Source organism: Mycobacterium sp., from assembly GCF_025965855.1.
Taxonomy (GTDB): Bacteria; Actinomycetota; Actinomycetes; order Mycobacteriales; family Mycobacteriaceae; genus Mycobacterium.
Map to the genome: position 1 here is coordinate 1 of NZ_JAOPWB010000113.1, position 16,644 is coordinate 16,644.

The following is a 16,644-nucleotide window of genomic DNA, read 5'->3' on the forward strand; positions in this document are numbered from 1 at the left end:
GGCCTCGGGATCAGCGCCGGCCAGCGCGAGCGCGCGGCCGTCCCAGCCCCGCGCCAGCCGGTGCCAGCCGAGCTGGCGCAGGAACGATCCCTGCGTGCCGTGGGCCAGCGACACCAACCGGTCCGCCGGAACGCCGCGTCGCAGCACCGCCAGGTCGCGATAGGCGCTGCCATAGCGGCCCTGCCCGCCCGCCGCGACGGCCCGCCACCACAGTTGCTCCGGCGTGCTCGCCGCCGGCAGCGGCCAAGTGCCGGGTAGCTCCCCGAACGCGGCGGCGGCCAGTGTGCGCTCAATCACCGAAGTGTGACCAGTTTCAATCACGGTGATAGTAGTAAACACTTCGTGCTCTCCGTGTTACCGAACTGTTAATCACCATCGGTTGCGTACTAATTGCTCCCCCCACTGTCCGGCGCGCTGAGCTGGGAAATCTCGGTCCGGTCAAGTGCCTGGTAGCACGGGCCTTGGTCGACAAATGGGTGGCAGATGAACGGCGAGTTAATTCTGCTGCAACGCTTACATATTTTGGCGAGCTAAGTGGCTATTGACGGAAATTCATCGGCGCCCCTAAGTTCTACCTTTGACGGGTAGTCATCGGTGACCCCACTCCAAAATCGGTTGCACAATCGCTTCGCGAACCTGATCTTCTGGGCGTGCCGTGTAGAGAGGGAACGATCCAATGCCACAACCGGAGCAGCTACCTGGCCCCAACGCCGACATCTGGAACTGGCAACTGCAAGGCCTGTGCCGCGGCGTTGACTCGTCAATGTTTTTCCACCCCGACGGCGAGCGTGGCCGCGCCCGCATGCAGCGCGAGCAACGCGCCAAGGAGATGTGCAGGCAGTGCCCGGTGATCCAGGAATGCCGTTCCCACGCGCTGGAAGTTGGTGAGCCGTACGGCGTTTGGGGTGGCCTCTCGGAATCCGAGCGCGACCTGCTGCTGAAGGGCGACATCGGCCGCACCCGCGGGATCCGCCGCTCGGCCTGATCAGCCCCGGCTTAGCGCACCCCGGCGCCCAACAGGCGGCCGGCGACGATCATCACCACGAGCCACGAGGCTATCCCCGCGCAGCCTAGGACGGCGCCGCCGGTCGCCAGTCCCCGAGGCTGGTTGTACCAATCGATTTGGGCGAGGACATGCTCGACGCGTTGGCAAACCGAATGGTCGAGCGCTGCTCACCGCGATGTGATGGTGTGGTCTGGGTCGCGTTCGCGCTTCAGAGGTTCGTCGGCGCGCCTGGCGTGCCTGTGCCCGCGGCACGCGGCCGGTGAGCAGGTCGTGCATTCTGGTGGCGTCGTGCGCGGCGGCGGTAGCAGCTCGGAGGTGCCACTCGTCGCCATCTTCCGTGTACGCAACCATCTGCCGGGCCGCAAAGCTGTAAAGAGACTGCATCATGGGCAGATTCCCCTTGCCCGCCGCGTCGGCTATCCACAGGTAGCTCGACGCCTGCCTGAGCGCCTCTGCCAACCGCGGTTCGGAGACCACAAACGCACACGCTCGCACAAGGACGGCGCGGAGAGGATCCGCTCGGCTCGGTTCACATGCCTTTCATATTTTGCCGTGACCGATGGCCCCGTTTGAGATTGGCCAATCGGGGTAGGCCCAGCCCATGAATAGGGAAGTGGCCTTTGCGGTCGCGGCGCTCACCTCGACCATTGCACCCTTGGGCGCTTGCGCGAATCAGCCCGGCAGCCAACCCACCACGTCACCGTCCTCGAGCGCAGCGTCCGGCGCGGAGCGGATGACCACGCAATTGAAGAGCGCCGACGGGACCTCGGTCGCCAACGCCACCTTCGATTTCGCGAACGGCTACGCGACGGTGACCGTGGAAGCCGGCCCCAACCAGGTCCTGACCCCCGGTTTCCACGGACTCCAAATCCACGCAGTGGGCAAATGCGAGGGTGGGGACTTCAACTCCGCGGGAGGCGTCTACCAGGCGCCGGGTCATACTGCCTATCCCGCCAGCGGCGACCTGACCGCGTTGCAAGTTCGCTCCGACGGCGCGGCAAAACTCGTCACTACCAGTAACTCGTTCACCGCGGCGGACCTGAGAAACACCTCGGGTACCGCACTGGTCATCCACCAGGACGTGGATAATCTCGGCAACACCCCCACTGGTGAGTCGGGCAAGCGGGTGGCCTGCGGCGTGATTGCCGCGGCGGCCTCGACGACGACCTCGTCCACCACCGCGACCACTACGGTCACCACGATCATCACCACGACCGCCGTGCCCCCGCCGTCGACGAGCACCAGCACCAGTACCGTCACCGTCACCAGCGTGCCGACCGTCACATCCACGCCGACGAAGACCCTGACGACTAATAGTCTTCCTCCCGGCTGACGCGAACCCTAAAGCGACGCAACGATGCCGAGCGTGGGGCCCATGCATGGAAACCGCGGCGTTTTCGTACATGAGCCCCACGCTCGATGAACGAAAACACCCCGGCCGCGCAGACCGGGGTGATTCGTAACCGCTTTACCTAGTGGTGGTGATGGCCGTGGCCGTGGTCATCGTCCGCGTCGGCCGGCTTCTCGACCACCGCCGTCTCGGTGGTGCTCGATAAAAGCCATCCCATCCGGTTGGCGAGCGAGACGATCACGAGAAGTTTCGCGTCGGTCGGCCCGGCGTTCCAGTAGGTGTGCGCCGTGCCGCCTCGACCCGGACCGCCTTCACTGCCAGACGGCTGAGGTCAGCCCAGAAAGCGCGTGACCGCGGCCACAATCAGATCCGGCCGGGCCGGAACCGGTATGCCCCGGACAAACACGCTGGGCGTGCCGCCGATGCCGCGCGCCGTCGCGCGCTCAGTCACAAAGCTGGGCCAGGGAAGGTATCTGCCCTGCTGGATCTCCTTGGCGAACGTGGGATCGGTGATGCCGACGTCCTGGCCAAGAGCGATTAGCTGGTCATCTGTCAGGCCGGGACCGCCCTCGGGAGGCTGGTTTTCGAACAGGGCGTCGGCGTACTCGTGGAATCGACCGGCGTCCGACGCCGCTGCCGACGCCGCAGCTGCGCGGGTCGAATAGTGGTTCGTCGATGCGGCGTCCAGGAAGTTCATCGGATGACGGATGAACCGAATCACCTGCCGGTCCAGCAGCAGGTTAATAGTGTCGCCGGAAGCCAGCTCGAACTGTTTGCAGAAGGGACATTGGAAGTCAATGTAGGCGTCCACGTCCACCGGGCCGGTACCGACAGCAATGCCGGTCTTGTCGTCGGTGGCGCCGCGCGGGACCGGGATTTCGAGGGTCTGGTTCGGATTCATAGCCACCATGCTGCCCGCCGTCCACGGGCGTAGCCTCGACCCATCGGCGCAAGCCGTCCGATGTCGATTCCGCCTCGCGGGACGGGGAAGCACCATTTGCCTCCGCACGAGCCTGGCGGTACCTCCGACGGACAGTGCACGCGGTACTCCCAAACGGTCCGCTCCCTTGCCAGGCCGAAATTGTGCTCAACGGTGGTAGGCAGGAGTTGGGCTGTTGATCCCGCGGGGTCCTGACCGCTTAGATGCAGGCCTGTGATTGACGCCTGCGTCGCCTGCACGGATGTGCAGGAAGTCGATTTCATCGGCGTGGATCACCCCGCTGCCCGGCCTCGAAAGCGGCCGCACGCGAAACACCCCCGGCTGTTAATACCGGGGGTGCTCCGAACTACTAGTTCTAGTGCGCGTGGCCGTGGTGATGGCCGTGACCGTGGTCTTCCGCGTCGGCCGGCTTCTCGACAATCGCCGTCTCGGTGGTGAGCACCATCCGAGCCACCGACGCGGCGTTGACGACCGCCGACCGGGTCACCTTGACGGGGTCGATGACGCCGGCGCCGACCAGGTCGCCATAGGCGAGCGTCTCCGCGTTCAGGCCCTGCCCGACGGGCAGCTCACTGACCTTGTTGACCGCGACCGCGCCGTCCAGCCCGGCGTTGGTGGCGATCCAGTACAGCGGCGCCGACAGCGCTCCGGAGAACACGTCGACCCCGAGTGCCTCGTCGCCGCTCAGCGTCGCGCGCAGCTCCTTCAGCGCCTTGCGGGCGTGAATGAGCGCCGTTCCGCCGCCCGCGACGATGCCCTCCTCGACGGCCGCCTTGGCCGCCGCGACGGCGTCCTCGACGCTTTCCTTGCGCTCCTTGAGCGCGGTCTCGGTGGCGGCCCCCACCTTGATGACGGCCACGCCGCCGGCCAGCTTGGCCAGCCGCTCCTGCAGCTTCTCGCGGTCCCAGTCCGAGTCGCTGTTCTCGATCTCGGCGCGCAGCTGCTTGATGCGGTTGGCGACCGCGTCCTTGGAGCCGCCGCCCTCGACGACGATGGTCTCGTCCTTGCTGACCACCACGCGGCGGGCCGAGCCCAGCACGTCGGTGCCGACCTCGCGCAGCAGCAGGCCGGCGTCGGGGTTGATGACCTGGCCTCCGGTGACGACCGCGAGGTCCTCGAGGAACGCCTTGCGGCGGTCACCGAAGAACGGCGCCTTGACCGCGACCGCTTTCAGCGTCTTGCGGATGGAGTTGACGACCAGCGTCGCCAGGGCCTCCCCCTCGACGTCCTCGGCGATGATCAACAGCGGCTTGCCCGATTCGGCGACCTTCTCCAGCATGGGCAGCAGGTCGGGCAGCGAGCTGATCTTCTCCTGGTGCAACAGGATCAGCGGCTCGTCGAGCACCGCCTCCTGGGAGTCGAAGTCGGTCACGAAATACGCCGACAGGAAGCCCTTGTCGAAGCCGACGCCCTCGGTGAACTCCAGCTCGGTGCTCAGGGTCGAGGATTCCTCGACGCTGACCACGCCGTCGACGCCGACCTTGGTCATCGCCTCGCCGACGAGCTCACCGATCTGCTGGTCGCGCGAGGAGACGGTGGCCACCTGCGCAATGCCCTCCTTGCCCGACACCGGGATGGCCGCCGCCAGCAGCGCCTCGGACACCGCGTCGCCGGCCTTGCCGATCCCGACGCCCAGCGCGATGGGATTGACGCCGGCCGCGACCATGCGCAGGCCGTCCTTGACCAGCGCCTGCGCCAGCACGGTCGCGGTGGTGGTGCCGTCGCCCGCGACGTCGTTGGTCTTGGTGGCCACCGACTTCACCAGCTGCGCGCCCAGGTTCTCGAAGGGGTCCTCGAGGTCGATCTCGCGCGCAACGGTCACGCCGTCGTTGGTCACCGCCGGTCCGCCGAATGCCTTGGCCAGCACCACATGCCGGCCGCGCGGCCCCAGCGTCACCCGTACGGCGTCGGCGAGCTTGTTCACGCCGGCCTCCATGGCGCGACGCGCGGTTTCGTCGTACTCAATAAGCTTGCTCATCCGGCTCCTTCAGCCCCGCTTTGTAACGCATGCCGCCCCGGAAATCGCCCGGCTTGCGCACGGGGATCGCCGGGGCGGAACACGGTTCTTTACTTGGATACGACGGCCAGCACGTCGCGTGCCGACAGGATCAGGTATTCCTCGCCGTTGTACTTGATCTCGGTGCCGCCGTACTTGCTGTAGATGACGGTGTCACCCTCTGATACGTCGACCGGGATCCGCTTCTCGCCGTCCTCGTCCCACCGGCCCGGGCCGACTGCGACGACGGTGCCTTCCTGCGGCTTCTCCTTAGCGGTGTCAGGAATGACCAGACCGGACGCGGTCGTGGTCTCGGCCTCGTTGGCCTGCACGAGAATCTTGTCCTCGAGTGGCTTGATGTTCACCTTCGCCACGATTGGAGCCCTCCACTATTTGGGTCGGGTCCGGGGCGTGCCCGGACCGGAGTTGGCGGTCGGTCCGGGGCTTGCCCCCGAACCGTCCGAATTATCAGGTGATTCGGCATCCTTCCGTACCCTCGCGCCGTCGTCGCGGGTGCCGACACAGGGCTTGGCCGATTGCCACCTAGCACTCTATACATGCGAGTGCTAGCACTCAAGGCCGCCCCGGTGCTTCTCGCGTGTTGGTGTTTGCACGCTGAGCGAATGTCAGCTCACCTGCGCGTTTACCACCGGCAGGCCCGGGTCGCTGGGCACGTCCAGCGGCGACGGCGCCGCCCCGGCCGCCACCAGGTGCGCGGCGAAGGAGGCGATCATCGCTCCGTTGTCGGTGCACAGCCGCGGCCTGGGGATGCGCAGCGTCAGGCCGGCCGCCGCGCAGCGCTGCGTGGCCAGCTCCCGCAATCGCGAGTTCGCGGCCACTCCCCCGGCGATCAGCAGGGTCGAGACGCCGAGCGCGGTCGCCGCGCGCACCGCCTTGAGGGTGAGCACGTCGGCGACGGCCTCCTGGAAGCCGGCGGCGACATCGGCGGTCGCGGCGTCGGGGTGGCTTTCCACGTACCGCGCCACCGCGGTCTTCAGCCCGGAGAAGCTGAACGCGTTCGGGTCGTCGGCCGGGCCCGTCATGCCGCGCGGGAACGCGATGGCGGCGGAAGTCCCGGTGCGGGCCAGGTCGTCGAGCACCTTGCCGCCCGGATAGCCCAGCCCGAGCAGCCGCGCCACCTTGTCGTAGGCCTCCCCGGCGGCGTCGTCGACGGTGCTGCCCAGCTCGATGATCGGTTCGCCGAGGGACCGCACGTGCAACAGGTGGGTGTGTCCGCCGGACACCAGCAGCGCCACGCACTCGGGCAGCGGCCCGTGTTCGTAGACGTCGGCGGCCAGGTGTCCGCCCAGGTGGTTCACGGCGTAGAACGGCACGTCCCAGGCGGCCGAATACGCCTTGGCCGCAGCCACTCCCACCAGCAAGGCGCCGGCGAGGCCGGGCCCGATCGTGGCCGCGACGACGTCCGGCTTCGTCAGGCCCGCCGTCGCCAGCGCGCGGCGCATGGTGGGCCCCAGGGCCTCCAGGTGCGCGCGTGAGGCGATCTCGGGGACGACGCCGCCGAAGCGGACGTGTTCGTCGACGCTGGACGCCACCTCGTCGGCCAGCAGCGTCACGGTGCCGTCCTCGTCCAGGCGCGCGATGCCGACTCCCGTTTCGTCGCAGGAGGTTTCGATGGCCAGAATGTTCATCACAGGAACTTATCGAGCCTCCCTACGCATGGTGTACGCGTCGGCGCCGCTGACCCGGTAATAGCGCCGGCGCACGCCGATCTGCGCGAATCCCGCGCTGCGGTACAACGCGATGGCCGCCTCGTTGTCGGTGCGGACCTCCAGATAGACGACGCCGCCGCCGGCGAAATCGAGCAGCTCGTCGAGCAGCCGGCGGCCGATGCCCCGGCTCTGATAGGCCGGATCCACCCCGATGGTGTGCACCTCGTATTCGAACGGCGGGATGCGGCCCAACCGCGAGATGCCGGCATAGCCGACGAGCGTGCCGGCGACGCGGGCGCCCACGTAGTGGTTGTGCTTGCTGGCCAGCTCGCGGTTGAACGCCACCGCGGGCCAGGGGTCGTCGCCGTCGAACAGCAACGCCTCCAGCTCGGCGCACCGCTGCGCGTCGGCGGGCGTCAACTCGCCGATGGTCACGGGCTCGCTGCAGGCGGTCATCGGGGGGCCGCCAGGGGCTTGGCGTCGGGCCGCCTCAGGTACAGCGCGACCAGCGGCGCGGGGTCAGCCGACCAGTCGGGCACCGCGGCCGCCAGGCCGGCCGGCGTCGGGTGGGTGGGCACGCTCAGCGGCAGGCCGAACAGCGCGGCATGCTCGGGCGAGCCGGCGACCGCCACGGCGGGACCGGGATCGACGTCGGCCGGGGCATTAACTCCGGGTCCGCCGGTCCGAATTCCGTCGCGGTAGCGGGCCCAGTAGACCTCGCGTCGGCGGGCGTCGGTGACCACGAGAACGTCGCCGGTGGTCCGCACCCCGATGGCGTCCAGGCTGCCCACGCCGTGCACGGGGATGTCCAGCGCGTGCCCGTACGCGGCGGCGGTCGCCATCCCGGCCCGCAGGCCGGTGAACGGGCCGGGTCCGCAGCCCACCACGACGGCGCCGAGATCGGCCATGCTCAGCCCCGCGTCGGCGAGGGCGGCCAGCACGTTCGGGGTCAGCCGCTCGGCGTGCGCGCGGGCGTCGAGGGTGACCCGCTCGGCCAGCACCGCCTGATCGGAGAGCCGCACGATGCCCGCCGTGACGGCCGGGGTGGCGGTGTCGAGGGCGAGAACATTGCTTATGCGCACCGCTCTGCCCCTCGCCGCTTCGCGGCTGGGAGCTGCCCCCACCCCCCGCTCTGCATCGTCGCCGGTGCGACTCATGCGCCCCACCGCCAGGTCGCGATCCTGGTGTCGGAGTGGCTAATCCGCTCCAGCCGGATGTCGAGGTGCCGCTCCGAGAGGCGTTCGGCGAGGCCCTCGCCCCACTCGACCACGACGACCGCGTCGTCGAGATCGGTGTCGAGGTCGAGTGAGTCGAGCTCTCCCAGCAGGTCGGCGCCGCCGTGATCCAGCAGTCGGTACATGTCGACGTGAATCATCGCCGGCGCGCCGAGTCGCCGCGGCGGATGCACCCGCGCCAGCACGTACGACGGCGACGTGACCGGGCGCTCGACGTCCATCGCCGCGGCAATGCCCTTGGCCAGCACCGTTTTTCCGGCACCGAGCGGACCGGACAGCACCACCACGTCGCCCGCCCGCAACTGCCTGCCCAGCCGCGAGCCCAGCGCGACGGTGTCCTCGACGCGTTCGCACGTGGCGGTGCCCTGCCCGTCAGCCACGGCGCCGCAACCTTTCCCGGAGTCGCCGGTACCGCAGGGCCGCTTTGCCCGGGACGGCCCGGTGGACGAGCCGGACCAGCCCGTCGTTGATGGCCTCGGGCTTGTCCAGCAGCGCCAGGTGGCTGGCCCCGGTGACGATGACCAGCTCGGACCGCGGCAGCGAGGCCGCCATCTTCCGCGAGTATTCGTCCGGGGTGATCAGGTCATGGTCACCGGATGCGATCAGGGTGGGGACCTTGAGCAACGTCCACAGCCCGGCGGTTTCGTCGTGTTTTTCCAGGGCTTCCAGGAAGCCCACCATAGTGGGGATGGGGGTGCCGTTCATCATCCGCTGGGAGAACGCATCCAGGCTCCGGCTCACCTGCATGTCGCTGTAGGACGCGGCCCGCAGAATCGGGCCGATCAGCGAGCGAGACACGTTGCGGCCGCGGTGGATCAGCTTGGGCGCCGAGCGGGCGGTGAACCGGATCGCTTCCAGCGCGGGGTTTTTCAGGATCTCGCCCAGGGGCGATCGGGAAACCCCTTCGACGGCCGATGAAATGATTGCGGCGCCGACGATCCGGCTGCCGTACCGGTCGGGGTACTGCCGGGCGTGCGCCAACACTGTCATGCCGCCCATCGAATGGCCGACCAGCACGATCACCCCGCGGGGTGCGACGGCCTTCAGCACGCATTCCAGGTCGTGGCCCAGTTGGGTCAGCGTGTAGGTCTCGGGCGCGCCTTCACCTGAGCGCCCATGGCCGCGCTGGTCGTAGAACACCATCCGGACGCGTGGACCCAATCGATCGGGGAGCCGGGTCCGCTGAAAATGGAAGGCGCCCATCCGCAGACAGAATCCGTGAACGAAGACCATGGTCACCTGCGCGTCCGCCGGTCCCGCTTCGCGGACCGCGAGCGGCACACCGTCGTCGGCGGTCACCACATAACTGCGGTCACGGTCCAGCGTCTCGAAATCCTCATCGGCGTAGGGGTCTTCGAGCAGGGGGGCGCGCTGGGTCATCGTCCGGCGGGCAGAGGCTCCGACGATGGTGGCGACGGCGGTCACCCCGGCGCCCCCCGCAAGCCAAGCCCTGCCCCTGTGGCGCCTGCGGGTCTTGTCAGGGCTCAACGGTTTCGGCCTCGCGATAGGTTCTGGTGATCCGCCCCCGGGGGCTGGTGACCACTTCGTAGTGGATGGTGCCGAGCAGGTCGGCCCAGTCTTGTGCGGTGGGTTCGCCACTGGTGCCGGGCCCGAACAGGATCGCCTCGTCGCCCTCGGCCACATCGACCGGCCCCGGCCCCAGGTCGACGACGAACTGGTCCATGCAGATGCGGCCGACGCCGGGCCGCCGCCTGCCGTTGATCAGCACCTCCACGCGCCCGCCCAGCGAGCGGAACACGCCGTCCGCGTAGCCGATCGGCATCAGCGCCAGATTGGTGTCGCGTTGCGCCGTCCAGGTGTGTCCATACGACACGCTCTCGCCGGCGCGAATCGACTTGATCAGCGCGACGGCGCATTTCACCGTCATCGCCGGGATCAGTCCCATGTCGCCGAGCTGGGGCACGGGGCTCAGACCGTACACCGCGATACCGGGGCGCACCAGGTCGAAGGCCAGGTCGGGGCGCGACATCGTGGCCGACGAATTCGCCAGGTGCGCGACCTCGAACCGCACGTTTTCGGTGCGCGCCCGCGTCAGCATGTCGGAAAATCGTTGGGCCTGAACGTCGTTGATGGGGTTCTCGGGCTGGTCGGCGAACACCATGTGCGACATCAGCCCCCGCAGCCGGATGGCGTCCTCGGCGACGGCCTGGCGCAGCGCGGTCAGCATCGCCGGGTAGTCCGCCGGGGCCACGCCGTTGCGGTTCAGTCCCGTGTCGACCTTGACGGTCACCGTCGCCGTCCGCCCGGTCCGGCGCACCGCGTCCAGCACCTCGTCGAGCTGGCGCACCGAGGACACGGCGATCTCCACATCGGCCAGCAGCGCCGGCCCGAAGTCGCTGCCGGGCGGATGCAGCCACGCCAGCGCCGGCGCGGTGATTCCGTCGGCGCGCAGCGCCAGCGCCTCGTCGACGGTGGCGACACCCACCTCGGTCGCCCCGGCGGCCAGCGCCGCGCGGGCGACCCGGGTCGCGCCATGCCCGTAGCCGTCGGCCTTGACGACGGCCATCACCTGCGCGCCACCGGCGTGCTCGCGCAGCACCCGCACGTTGTGCGCGATGGCGCCCAGGTCCACCACCGCCTCGGCGAGGACGCCCGGCGTCAGGGATATCGGGGTAGCAGCCACGGCCGCCATTGTCCCAGAACCGCACCAAGCGTCGTCGAGCGTCGACTCGATGCCCAGAATTGGGCCTGATCGGCCCAACACGTCGACGTTGGACGCCGAGAATCAGTGCGCGAAGTGCCGAGCTTTGTAGTGCCCGCCGGGCTTGAGCTCGTCCAGCGATGCCAGCGCCGCGCGGGTGTCGTCGTGCAGCGCGCGGGCCAGGTCGGCGGAAAGCCCTTCCCGCACCACGATGCGCAGGACCGAGATGTGGGTGGCGTTGTCGGGCATGGTGTAGGCGGGCACCTGCCAGCCGTACCCGCGCAGCTCGTGGGAGACGTCGAACTCCGTGTAGCCGAGACCGCGGGCAAGCCGGAAGCTGATCACCGGGATCGCCGAACCGTCGGAGATCAGCTCGCAGTGGTCGGCTTCGCGCAGCTGCTCACCCAGCCAGCGCGCGGTCCACGACAGGCTCTGCATCACCTTGGTGTAGCCCGCGCGGCCCAGCCGCAAGAAGTTGTAGTACTGGCCGACGACCTGGTTGCCGGGGCGGGAGAAGTTCAGCGTGAAGGTCGGCATGTCGCCGCCCAGGTAGTTGACCCGGAAGACGAGCTCGTCGGGCAGATGCTCGGCGCTGCGCCACACGACGAACCCGATGCCGGGGTAGGTGAGCCCGTACTTGTGGCCGCTGACGTTGATCGAGACCACCCGGGGTAACCGGAAGTCCCACTTCAGCTCCGGGTGCAGAAACGGCACCACGAATCCCCCGCTGGCGGCGTCCACGTGCACCGGGACGTCCACGCCGCCGCCGGATGCCAGTTTGTCCAGCGCCGCGCAGATCTCGGCGACGGGTTCCAGCTCACCGGTGTAGGTGGTGCCCAGGATCGCCACCACGCCGATGGTGTCCTCGTCGACAGCGTCGATCACCTGCTCGGGGGTGATGACGTAGCGCCCCTCCTCCATCGGCAGGTAGCGCGGTTCGACGTCGAAGTAGCGACAGAACTTCTCCCAGACCACCTGGACGTTGGAGCCCATCACCAGGTTGGGGGTGCGCTTCTCCCAGCGTTTGCCGAGCTTTTGGCGCCAGCGCCACTTCAGGGCCAGCCCGCCCAGCATCACCGCCTCGCTGGAGCCGATGGTCGACACGCCGACGGCGCTCGACGGGTCGTCGTCGCGCAGGTCCTCGGCGTGGAACAGGTCGGCCACCATGCAGACGCAGCGCTGTTCGATGGCCGCGGTGGCCGGGTATTCGTCCTTGTCGATCATGTTCTTGTCGAACGTCTCGGCCATCAGCTGCCCGGCCTCGGGATCCATCCAGGTGGTGACGAAAGTGGCCAGGTTCAGCCGCGAGCTGCCGTCGAGCATCAGCTCGTCGTGGATGAATCGGTAGGCGGCGTCGGGATCCATCGACTCCTCGGGCAGCCGCAGCGCGGGGATCGGCGTGGTGAACATGCGGGTGGTGTAGGCGGGGGCGATCGAGTGCGCCGGCACGGACGGATGGCGGAGGGGCACGGCGGATCCTTTCTCTCGGGAGCTAGAGGGCGGCCAGGGCGGCCCGGATGTGCGGGACGATTCGCGATGCCGACGTCGGCGCCTCACCTGGGCCGGGGTCCGCGGCCGAGAGCGCGGCCGCGTGCGCGTGCACGAACGCCGCGGCCGCGGCCGCCTCGGCGGCCGCCAACCCGGACGCCAGCAGCGCGCCGATCATCCCGGACAACACGTCGCCGGACCCGGCGGTGGCCGCCCAGGACTGCCCGGCGGGATTGAGATAAACGCGGCCGCCCGGGTCGGCGATGACTGTGACGTTCCCCTTGAGCAGCACCGTGGCGCCGAACGTGTCGGCCAGCTTCCGGCACGCGCCGACCCTGTCGTCGCCGGGCGGATTCCCGGCCAGCCGGGCGAATTCGCCGGCATGTGGGGTCAGCACCGTCGGCGCGTCCCGGCTGACGACGAGCTGGGGGTGGGCCGCCAGGATGGTCAGCCCGTCGGCGTCGACGATCACCGGAAGGTCGCTTTCCAGCGCGAACCACAGCGCCGCGGCCCCGGCTTCGTCGGTGCCCAGCCCTGGCCCGACGACCCACGCCTGCACCCGCCCGGCCGCCGCCGGGGTGGGCGACGCGATCACCTCGGGCCACTGCGCGAGAACCTGCGTGTGTGCGCTGCCCGCGTAGCGGACCATGCCGGAGGTGGCGGCGACGGCGGCGCCGGTGCACAGGACGGCGGCGCCCGGATAGGTGCACGAGCCGGCCATCACGCCCGTGACGCCCTGGGTGTACTTGTCGTCGTGGGGGCCGGGCACGGGCCAGCGCGCCGCGACATCGGCGGCCTCGAAACCCACCATGTCGGTATCCGGAAGGTCGAGCCCGATGTCGATCAGCTCGACGCGCCCGCAGTCGGCGAGCGCGTGCACGGGTTTGAGCCCACCGAAGGTGACGGTCAGCGTCGCGTGCACCGCGGGCCCGGTGATCGCGCCGGTCGCCACCTCGATGCCGCTGGGGACGTCTACGGCGACCACCGGGATCTCCCCGGCACCCGCGAACACCTCGGCCGCCGCCGGCCGCAACGGGCCCGAGCCTGAGATGCCCACCACGCCGTCGATGACGAGATCCGTTGCCGTCGAGATACTTTCGACGATGCGACCGCCGGCCTTGCGGAACGCCGCCAGCCCCTTGCGGTGGGTGCGGTCCGGGTTGAGCAGCACCGCGTCGGCGGCCGCGCCGCGGCGGCGCAGGAAGGTCGCCGCCCACAGCGCGTCACCGCCGTTGTCGCCCGAGCCGACGACCGCGCACACCCGCCGGCCGGCGACCCCGCCCGTGCGCGCGGTCAGCTCGGCGATGATCTCGGTGGCCAGCCCGAAGGCCGCGCGGCGCATCAGGGCACTGTCGGGGAGGCTGGCCAGCAGCGGCGCTTCGGCGTCGCGGATGGCCTCCACGGAGTAGTAGTGCCGCATCAACGCAAGCATTCCATGTCCGGGCGTATCCTCGCGCACGGCTCGGATCAAACGGCGGACAAGGGGAGCGCAGATGGCACGGACCGACAACGACACCTGGGACCTGGCGAGCAGCGTGGGCGCCACCGCCACCGGCGTCGCGGTGGGGCGCGCGCTGGCCAGTCGCGGCGAGAACCCACTGATCAGTGACCCGTTCGCCGAGCCGCTGGTGCGCGCGGTCGGCGTCGACTTCTTCACCCGGTTGGCCAGCGGCGAAGTGGATCCCGCCGAGGTCGACGACAACGCCGAGTTCGGCATGGCGCGGATGCGGGACATGATGGCCGTGCGCACCCGTTTCTTTGACGACTTCTTCATCGAGGCGACGACCGCGGGAATCCCGCAGGCGGTGATCCTGGCGTCGGGTCTGGATGCCCGGGCCTACCGGCTGGCGTGGCCGGCCGGGACCACGGTGTTCGAGGTCGACCAGCCGCAGGTCATCGAGTTCAAGACCGCGACGCTGAACGAGCTGGGCGCCGAACCCACGGCTGACCGGCGTTCGGTGGCCATCGATCTGCGCCACGACTGGCCCGCGGCGCTGCGCGAAGCGGGACTGGACCCCGCCAAACCCACCGCGTGGAGCGCCGAGGGCCTGCTGCCGTTCCTGCCACCGGAAGCCCAGGATGCGCTGCTGGACAACGTCACCCTGCTCAGCGCGCCGGGCAGTCGGTTGGCGACAGAGAACCTGCCCGACGCCAGCCGTTCGGTGCCGATGATGGCTGACCGGATGCGGGAGGCCACCGATCGCTGGCGTGAACACGGCTTCGACGTGGAGATGACTGACCTCTGGTACGGCGGTGACCGCAACGACGTCGTCGAGTACCTGAACGCCCACGGCTGGGCAGCCACCACCACGAGGGCGATCGATCTGCTTGCAGCGCAGGGTATATCGACGCCCGGCGTGGATGGGGAGGCGACGTTCGCCTCGCTCGGCTACGTCACCGCGATCCGGGCCTAGGCGCGGTCAGGCGCCGCGACCGAGGCCTTGGGCGGCGTTGAACGCCCGGGTCAGCCATTCGCTCATGGCCGCCGCCAGCGCCGCACGGTTCTCCCGCTTGACGATCCCGTGCCCGTCGTCGGTGAACAGCAGGTAGCGCACGTCGCGACCGGCGCGGCGCAGCGCCTCGACGACCTGGTCGGATTCGCTGACCGGCACGTTGGTGTCGTTGGACCCGTGCACGACCAACAACGGCGCGGTCAGCGCGTCGACCCGGCGCAGCGGAGACAGTCGCTCGAGCAACTCGCGGTCGTTGACCGGGTGGCCGTACTTCGCATATGCGGCGTCGGCGAGCCACGGTTCGGTGTTGCGGTAGAACGTGGTCAGGTCGCTCATTCCGCAGATCGTGATGCCCGCAGCGAACAGGTCCGGGTGAAACGTCAAGGCGGCCACGGTGAGAAAGCCGCCGTACGACCAGCCCGCGCAGGCGATGCGCGCCGGGTCGGCGAGGTCGTTGTCGACGAGGAAGCGCGCGCAGTCGGCGACGTCGTCGATGGCCCCGAATCGCTTCTCCTTGTCGTCGGCGTGCACGAAAGTCCGACCGAAACCACCGGAGCCGCGGACATTGGCCGCCAGCACGGTGATCCCGTCGCTGACCAGCCGGGAGAAGATCTCGCTGTAGCGGGGGCGGGCCTGGCCTTCGGGACCGCCGTGCAGGTACACGACCGCGCCTGCCTGGAATCCGCCCGCAGGACGGTACAACCACGCATTCAGGTTCAGTCCGTCGCGTGCGGTGATCGTCTCGCACGCCGCCGCGGCGGAGAACCCGGGGATCACCGGACCGCGGGAGGGTTCGCGGTCGACGGACTCCCATTGCCGGGAACGGGGGTCGACCAACTCGACGGTCCGCGGCAGCGACGGCCCTTCGACAGTCATCGCCACCATCGAGCCACCCGCGCTGATGGACAGCTCGGTGGCTACCGGGCCGGGCAGCGGGATCGGCTCGGTAAGCGTGTAGTCGGTGTACTCGAGGATCTGTAACTCGCTGCGGCCCTGCAGGTTCCACAGCAGGGCGACGGTGGACAGGTCGTCACTTACGGCGAACTCGTCGAGGTCGCAGTCTGGACGCTCGGCCACCACGAAGTAGGTGACGCCGTCCGGGGTAACCGTCACCTCGAGGAGCCGGGCGTGCTCGCAGCCATTGTCGCTGCGGACCAGCGCCCGTACGTAACCGCGGCCCCCCAGGTCCGGGTAGTACAGCTTGGTCAGCTCCCCCGTCGGGCCGTAGCGGACGCGGCGCGGATGGTGGTCGTCGAGGATGACGCCGATTTCGGTGCAAGACCCGGGATCGGATGGCAACAGGGCGATCTCGGTCTGCCCGTGCAGCATGATCATCTCGCGGTAGCCGCGCGGACCGACCCGAATGAGCGACGCGCTGGCCCACGCGTCGACGAGTTTCCCGCCGGATCGGCGGTCCAGCACGGTGCAACGGCCATCCGTCGGATCGATCAGGGAGGACTGCCCAACTCCGTCCTCACCGGTCAGGATCGCGGCGACCCGGGTGCCATCCCACCCGATCAGCTCGGCAGTCCCGGCCTCCTCGCCGTCGATGCGCCGGGCCATCCGGTCATCGGGATCGGTGGTAACGACCCAGATCTGGGTTCGGGTGCTCCCCTCGGGTGCCACCTCACAGGCCAGCCAATGGCCGTTCGCCGAGTGGATGACACGAGAAACCGGGCCCTCGACAGGGAGCTCGACATCCCGGGACGAGCTGGCCCGCCAGCCACGCAGGAAGCGTTGTACCGCACGGGGATAGCCGCCGTCGTCGATGAGGTGGGCGAACGCGGTGGCGTCCGGGGACAGGGACGCGCCATACAGCGCGCGTACCTGCTCTCCCATTGCC

The 16,644-nt window shown here is 69.2% G+C and carries 15 protein-coding genes and 1 pseudogene; 3 read left to right on the plus strand and 13 right to left on the minus strand.

Annotated features, from left to right (window positions below):
* Positions 1-321, minus strand: a pseudogene (locus JWP83_RS08540) (hypothetical protein); the annotation flags it as partial.
* A gap of 355 nt (positions 322-676) precedes the next feature.
* On the opposite strand from JWP83_RS08540, the gene JWP83_RS08545 reads away from it, so the two are divergent.
* The gene (locus JWP83_RS08545; protein ID WP_046184677.1) at positions 677-985 is read left to right on the plus strand and encodes a WhiB family transcriptional regulator; all 309 of its coding nucleotides are present in this window, start codon (positions 677-679) and stop codon (positions 983-985) included.
* A 622-nt stretch (positions 986-1,607) separates the two neighbouring features.
* On the plus strand, positions 1,608-2,339 hold the full coding sequence (locus tag JWP83_RS08550) for a superoxide dismutase family protein (protein WP_297728586.1): 732 nt from the start codon (positions 1,608-1,610) through the stop codon (positions 2,337-2,339).
* 349 nt (positions 2,340-2,688) lie between these two features.
* Here the strand turns inward: JWP83_RS08550 and JWP83_RS08555 are convergent, their stop codons facing one another.
* The 11 genes from JWP83_RS08555 to JWP83_RS08605 all read right to left on the minus strand — a co-directional run bounded on the left by JWP83_RS08555 (position 2,689) and on the right by JWP83_RS08605 (position 13,768).
* The gene (locus JWP83_RS08555) at positions 2,689-3,258 is read right to left on the minus strand and encodes a thioredoxin domain-containing protein (protein ID WP_297728589.1); all 570 of its coding nucleotides are present in this window, start codon (positions 3,256-3,258) and stop codon (positions 2,689-2,691) included.
* A gap of 394 nt (positions 3,259-3,652) precedes the next feature.
* Complete coding sequence (groL, locus tag JWP83_RS08560; RefSeq protein WP_297728591.1) at positions 3,653-5,275, minus strand: chaperonin GroEL; 1,623 nt, start codon at positions 5,273-5,275, stop codon at positions 3,653-3,655.
* Positions 5,276-5,364: 89 nt separating this feature from the next.
* Positions 5,365-5,667, minus strand: a complete 303-nt coding sequence (gene groES, locus JWP83_RS08565; protein WP_297728593.1) for a co-chaperone GroES — start codon at positions 5,665-5,667, stop codon at positions 5,365-5,367.
* Between the two features lie 252 nt (positions 5,668-5,919).
* Complete coding sequence (gene tsaD, locus JWP83_RS08570) at positions 5,920-6,945, minus strand: tRNA (adenosine(37)-N6)-threonylcarbamoyltransferase complex transferase subunit TsaD (protein WP_297728596.1); 1,026 nt, start codon at positions 6,943-6,945, stop codon at positions 5,920-5,922.
* Between the two features lie 6 nt (positions 6,946-6,951).
* Complete coding sequence (gene rimI / locus JWP83_RS08575) at positions 6,952-7,419, minus strand: ribosomal protein S18-alanine N-acetyltransferase (protein ID WP_297728599.1); 468 nt, start codon at positions 7,417-7,419, stop codon at positions 6,952-6,954.
* Positions 7,416-8,045 carry a tRNA (adenosine(37)-N6)-threonylcarbamoyltransferase complex dimerization subunit type 1 TsaB gene (tsaB, locus tag JWP83_RS08580; protein WP_297728602.1) on the minus strand — a complete coding sequence of 210 codons (630 nt, stop codon included), beginning with the start codon at positions 8,043-8,045 and terminating at the stop codon, positions 7,416-7,418. Before tsaB ends, rimI begins: the two co-directional genes overlap by 4 nt.
* Before the next feature lie 71 nt (positions 8,046-8,116).
* Entirely contained in the window at positions 8,117-8,578 is a 462-nt protein-coding gene (gene tsaE / locus JWP83_RS08585; RefSeq protein WP_297728605.1) for a tRNA (adenosine(37)-N6)-threonylcarbamoyltransferase complex ATPase subunit type 1 TsaE, read from the minus strand.
* The gene (locus JWP83_RS08590) at positions 8,571-9,623 is read right to left on the minus strand and encodes an alpha/beta hydrolase (protein ID WP_297728607.1); all 1,053 of its coding nucleotides are present in this window, start codon (positions 9,621-9,623) and stop codon (positions 8,571-8,573) included. Before JWP83_RS08590 ends, tsaE begins: the two co-directional genes overlap by 8 nt.
* A 52-nt stretch (positions 9,624-9,675) precedes the next feature.
* Entirely contained in the window at positions 9,676-10,842 is a 1,167-nt protein-coding gene (alr, locus tag JWP83_RS08595) for an alanine racemase (protein ID WP_297728610.1), read from the minus strand.
* A 102-nt stretch (positions 10,843-10,944) separates the two neighbouring features.
* Positions 10,945-12,330 (minus strand): glutamate decarboxylase, encoded by a 1,386-nt coding sequence (locus JWP83_RS08600; protein WP_297728659.1) that lies wholly within the window; start codon positions 12,328-12,330, stop codon positions 10,945-10,947.
* A gap of 22 nt (positions 12,331-12,352) precedes the next feature.
* A complete protein-coding gene (locus JWP83_RS08605; protein WP_297728727.1) occupies positions 12,353-13,768 on the minus strand; it encodes an NAD(P)H-hydrate dehydratase in 1,416 nt (471 codons plus the stop codon).
* A gap of 73 nt (positions 13,769-13,841) precedes the next feature.
* On the opposite strand from JWP83_RS08605, the gene JWP83_RS08610 reads away from it, so the two are divergent.
* The gene (locus JWP83_RS08610) at positions 13,842-14,762 is read left to right on the plus strand and encodes a class I SAM-dependent methyltransferase (protein WP_297728662.1); all 921 of its coding nucleotides are present in this window, start codon (positions 13,842-13,844) and stop codon (positions 14,760-14,762) included.
* Between the two features lie 6 nt (positions 14,763-14,768).
* On the opposite strand, the gene JWP83_RS08615 is transcribed toward JWP83_RS08610, so the two are convergent.
* Positions 14,769-16,640 carry an alpha/beta fold hydrolase gene (locus tag JWP83_RS08615; protein WP_297728664.1) on the minus strand — a complete coding sequence of 624 codons (1,872 nt, stop codon included), beginning with the start codon at positions 16,638-16,640 and terminating at the stop codon, positions 14,769-14,771.
* Between the last annotated feature and the right edge of the window lie 4 nt (positions 16,641-16,644).